The organism is Stenotrophomonas sp. P5_B8 (genome assembly GCF_054049855.1).
Window position 1 is genome coordinate 1 of sequence record NZ_JBFULO010000341.1, and the last position, 4383, is coordinate 4383.

The window sequence follows — 4383 nt, forward strand, 5'->3', positions numbered from 1 at the left end:
CCCCTGCCATGGGGATGATTTCCTGTTCCCGAAAAGGAACTTTCCTCCGACGCGCTTATCTTCCCGCCTGTAAACGATGTAGATGCGATCTGTCTTGGAGAGGCGCACGCTCTCCTTGATTTCCTTTCTAACCTTCTTCTCAAGATCGCTGTCAGTGCCCGTGAATTCAACATTGAAGAACGCAACACTGTCACCGCATTCAACAGCTTTCTGATTGTCTAGGTAAGCATAAAGCGAGTCATAGTCGCCTTTCACGCCGAGATCGTAGGATAGCCAAACTGCTTTCTTCACGGATCACCTGTTGCCTGAAGTTGATTGCTAACACCTTATGTCTTGCCTTTCCCCTAGCCCAGGTGCCGAGAGCCCGGCATGCGCGCCCGCTAACGCCTCGGTGTAGCAGCACCGTAACTCAACAGGGGCCGCATGCCGGTGCTCGTGCCCTGCGCCCGGACAGTTGGCCGAGGCTTCCCTCAAACTGATAAGCGTAGGCTTGGGCGCGATGCTCTCGACCCGCCAACTCTATCGGAGGATTAGCCATGATGGCAGCGGGCATCGACGTGGGCAAGGCCTCCTTGGACGTAGCCATCGAGGAACGGGCGGGAGTGACGCTGGTGGACAACAGCGCCGCGGGCATCCGCAAGCTGGCCCGGCAACTGGCCGGCCTGGACCAAGTCCGGATCGTAGTCGATGCCACCKGATCCAGGCTAGGTTCCGCGCCGACGAGGCCGATGGCCGCTTTGGGTCGAGAGTGGAAGCTAGCATTACTGGTAACGTTCTCTGGGGCCGGCACGTCCGCTTTCGGCCAGGAGCGGACGTTAAACGCCAGAATTAAGCCGCGCCGCGAAGCGGCGTCGGCTTGAACGCATTGCTAGGGCGCACCCGCCAGTCCCAGAAACGTTTCCATCCACGTTTTTTCGGCGGCGCTCGGGTTGTACGCATAGGCGACTTGCTCGGCAGAGGGCGCCGGAACTTCTTCCCAATAGCGTGGTGTTGCAACCGTATTCAAGAACGCCAGCTCACATGTCACGTAGCACATCCACACTGCGCTAGTTATGAACTGCATGCTTAGATCCAAAGGCTCGTAGCCTTTTTCGTACGCACGTATMGGAGTGAATTGTTTGTGCAAGCTTCCAACGTGAGTGAACTCTTTGCTTAGTAGACCGCACATTTTCCCGAATGGCGGAAACACCTTCTTGGCACTGGCAATCGCTCGTGTGGACTCGAACGCATGCTCTCTATGCGCCTTTAAGTCGTCTTGGAACTGGATCAAATGAAGCACAACCGCCAAAGACTCTATAGATGAGCGGATGACTGGGCCCGGTTATAGGACGAAGCCGCCCCGCAGGAGGTACACCACAGCGGCGATGGAGTTCAGAGCGTTCGATAGAAGCTCGGCACACGCAACTCTCAGATCGTCTTCCTCTTGCGAAGCTTTGATCATCCCCGAGGTGAGCAGTCCGAAACAGTGGGCAAACTGCTCGCTAATTGCTCGCATGTTGTCGTGATGCAGGGCATCAGCTGTTCACCGGATCGAATATAACGGCACACGCGTCGGGATGGTGAGAAGTCATTTGTGTGCCCTAACACCTTGAATTAAGCCGCGCCGCAAAGCGGCGTCGGCTTGAATGAATTGTTAAACGACATTACGGAGTCCACTCCCATGTGCCGCTACCGGCTCCGTCAAAGTATGTGATGCAAATATAATCGTCAGGGTTAGGCTTTGTATTTTGGGCAACCAGGTTATCCAGAAGCTGTTCGGAAAACTGACTGGCATCAGCCCCTTGGGGTGTAGGTGAATTTACAAGCTCAATCTTCCAAACGGAGCCACCTGAGTCAATTCTTGTTGCTGTTGCGTTATGGCTAGCGAGAAAATGCGCGCCATTTCCCCTCAATCCCTCCATGTAGCGCTCTAGCGCTTGCCAAGGGTTTTGCGAGCGGTAACCGGCTTGACCGGCTGTTGCCGTTCCTGAGAGTCCCCAGTTCGCGATGACAAATGCATGCAGGTGATTTTTGGTCTTTGGCATGGAAACTCCTGTCGTCTAACTACCTAATCGACGGACCCGTGGGTCCGGTTATACAACTTACCCACAAAGCACCGTATGGCGGGCTTTCCCCTTTATCCAGCTCGATCTTAGGGTGGCGGGGTCCGGCTAACAAGCCAGCGTATAACCGGACCGAGCACAGTGCTCAGTCACCACCGCAAAGCGGTTCTGGTAGAACTGCAGATGTCCGCTTTGAGTCGAAAGAGAACTTTAGCACTGCAGGCACGCCGCGTCCGACCAAGAGTCCGCTTCCGGCCAGAAGCGGACGTCGGGAGAACTTTCGGACTAGTCTCGTTGAGAAACGCCTTTCAAATAGCGTTAGACGACATCCTGCCCTCCCTAATGATCTCTGGAAAAATCAAGATCTTCTTGCAGCGCAAGCACTTACCCAACTTAGGCCTCGCAATCGGCAGGCTCACGCTCACCAAGGTGTCTCCCAGTCGAAGCTCCTTGTTTGGTGACCGTCGAATGCAACCAAGCTTCCGAACCAACGGCGTAAGGACTGGTCGTGCCCACCTGTTGGCCAAGCGCTACGTTCCGCCGAGACGAACCAAAGGCAGCCAAGTTGGCATTTGATGAGCATGCGATCAAGCGCGTCTCTGCGGATCGTGACCGAGTACCCATCCTCATCATCTCTATGGTGAATAATGACAACCTTTCCCGTTTCATCCGCCGTTATGTCAGGAGAGAGTGGATTCGGCGGAGAAAAGTTCAGCAAGCCAAGCAGAGCGTGGCTTGGTAAGCGTAAGCTCACTCCATCTGGGCGCGATGCATCCAAGTGGCTCTCCCAATTGTATTCAATCACCGGCTGAAGTGCGGTCACTTCTCCAGGCAGTCCGCGACGAGGCGACCATTCCAAGGTGGGCCAAGTTGCTCGCCAGCCAAACTCGCCAAGATAAGGGCCGTCGGTCAACTGAAGCGGCTCCCAATTATGCGCATTGCGGTCTCTCGCCCCTACTAATGCCTCGTATGCTGACCGAAGGTCGCTCTGGGCCAAAATGAGGCAGTGAATGAACTGAAACCCCTCTCGCCTGAGGCCGACCTCCCGCCGTACAAAGTCCCGACCGGAGAATTGTTCCGCCGCCCGTTGAAAGGAATGAAGAGTAACCCACTGCTCATTCCCCTGGTCTTCACGAAATATGGCGTCTTTTGCGGAGTGCCACGCATCGTTCTGTCTCGCCCAGTTCGTGAGCTGATCGTCGGAAGTCGACCGCATGTTGAAGTCGAGCTTCCACCACTCACAGCCTGGCGAGACTTGCATGTCAGCATCTTCAGCCAGCGTAGGGTCTAGGTCTCGCTGGAATCCCGTATCGGTCGGGTAAGAGTAGCGCCTCGGTTGCTCCCCACAATTGCTTCTTAGCCAATGCGTGTCGCTCAACCAAGCCAGCAGCTCGTACAGCGCAATCCACTGGTACTTCTTACCGACGCGTTCGATCCTCGCCCTATGGCGGCTGTAGTGAGATGGCGTTCGGTCATCGCCAAATCGCGCCTTAGTCCAGCCTAGGCTGTAGGCTCTCGCAGTCACCCATCGTTGTGCCCATTCTGGATCGAAGGTGGCAGGTTCACGTTCGCCATCACTGCTGAAGAGGACGCCAAAGGCATCGCTCGCATATCGACCTCGCTCCTCATCCTTAAGCAGAGACAGAAACGCGTCTTGACGTCTAGATGCTGTTTGCGCTGCGACCTTTGACCGGCTTTTTGTGATCTTGAAACTGCCTCTGACGCTACTTAATCTGACGCTCCAGACCTCCTTGCTGGCTTTCTCAAGAATCTCGAAGGCCGTCTTACGCTCGGGACTAGTATTGACCACCTCCGCAACGAACAGATCGAAGCGATTCCGCTTCGACAATGGAGGTGGCGCATTAAGTTTTGTCGCCGAAAAATCACCAACAGCAGACGCGATTTCGTAGCGACCAAAGTCTCCGTTCGCTCCGCAGCTCCTAAGAATGCTGTGATCGCCGAGCTTCTCCTTCCGCTCCTCAAGAGCGGCCTGGCTAGGCGCGCGAAGCGCCTTGGCGGGGAATGGAGGGCGAGCTTTCGCCATCTCCACTCTATCGGGCAGTCGGCCGCGAGCCTGCGCCACTTCAAGAACCCCCAGTGCGTAGTCGCGCGCAAGCAGGTGCTGCGGGGGCRCGTTCTTGCTGAAGATCAGGTCGAACGTCGTCGCCGCCATCGTCTCGAGAGCGGGGTCATCTCCGAGCTGGCTGGCCGCCCCGTATGACGCCGCCAGCAGACGCTCCAGCACGTACAGATCATCCACGTCGACCATCAGCGTGACCAAGTCATGATGTATGGCGGGTACTCTCCGGAGGAGACGGCAAAGACCTCTCGTCGCAGTATC

General features: G+C 56.1%; 4 protein-coding genes. 1 reads left to right on the forward strand and 3 read right to left on the reverse strand.

Annotated features, from left to right (window positions below):
- On the reverse strand, window positions 1–291 hold a 291-nt coding region (locus ACXJKH_RS15920; protein WP_457320741.1), incomplete at its 3' end, for a hypothetical protein.
- A 245-nt stretch (window positions 292–536) separates the two neighbouring features.
- On the opposite strand from ACXJKH_RS15920, the gene ACXJKH_RS15925 reads away from it, so the two are divergent.
- Entirely contained in the window at window positions 537–860 is a 324-nt protein-coding gene (locus tag ACXJKH_RS15925) for a hypothetical protein (RefSeq protein ID WP_457320743.1), read from the forward strand.
- A 783-nt stretch (window positions 861–1643) separates the two neighbouring features.
- Here ACXJKH_RS15925 and ACXJKH_RS15930 read toward each other — a convergent pair.
- Together ACXJKH_RS15930 and ACXJKH_RS15935 are read right to left on the reverse strand one after the other, a co-directional pair.
- Window positions 1644–2024 carry a hypothetical protein gene (locus tag ACXJKH_RS15930; protein WP_457320745.1) on the reverse strand — a complete coding sequence of 127 codons (381 nt, stop codon included), beginning with the start codon at window positions 2022–2024 and terminating at the stop codon, window positions 1644–1646.
- A gap of 439 nt (window positions 2025–2463) precedes the next feature.
- On the reverse strand, window positions 2464–4323 hold the full coding sequence (locus ACXJKH_RS15935) for a hypothetical protein (protein ID WP_457320747.1): 1860 nt from the start codon (window positions 4321–4323) through the stop codon (window positions 2464–2466).
- Between the last annotated feature and the right edge of the window lie 60 nt (window positions 4324–4383).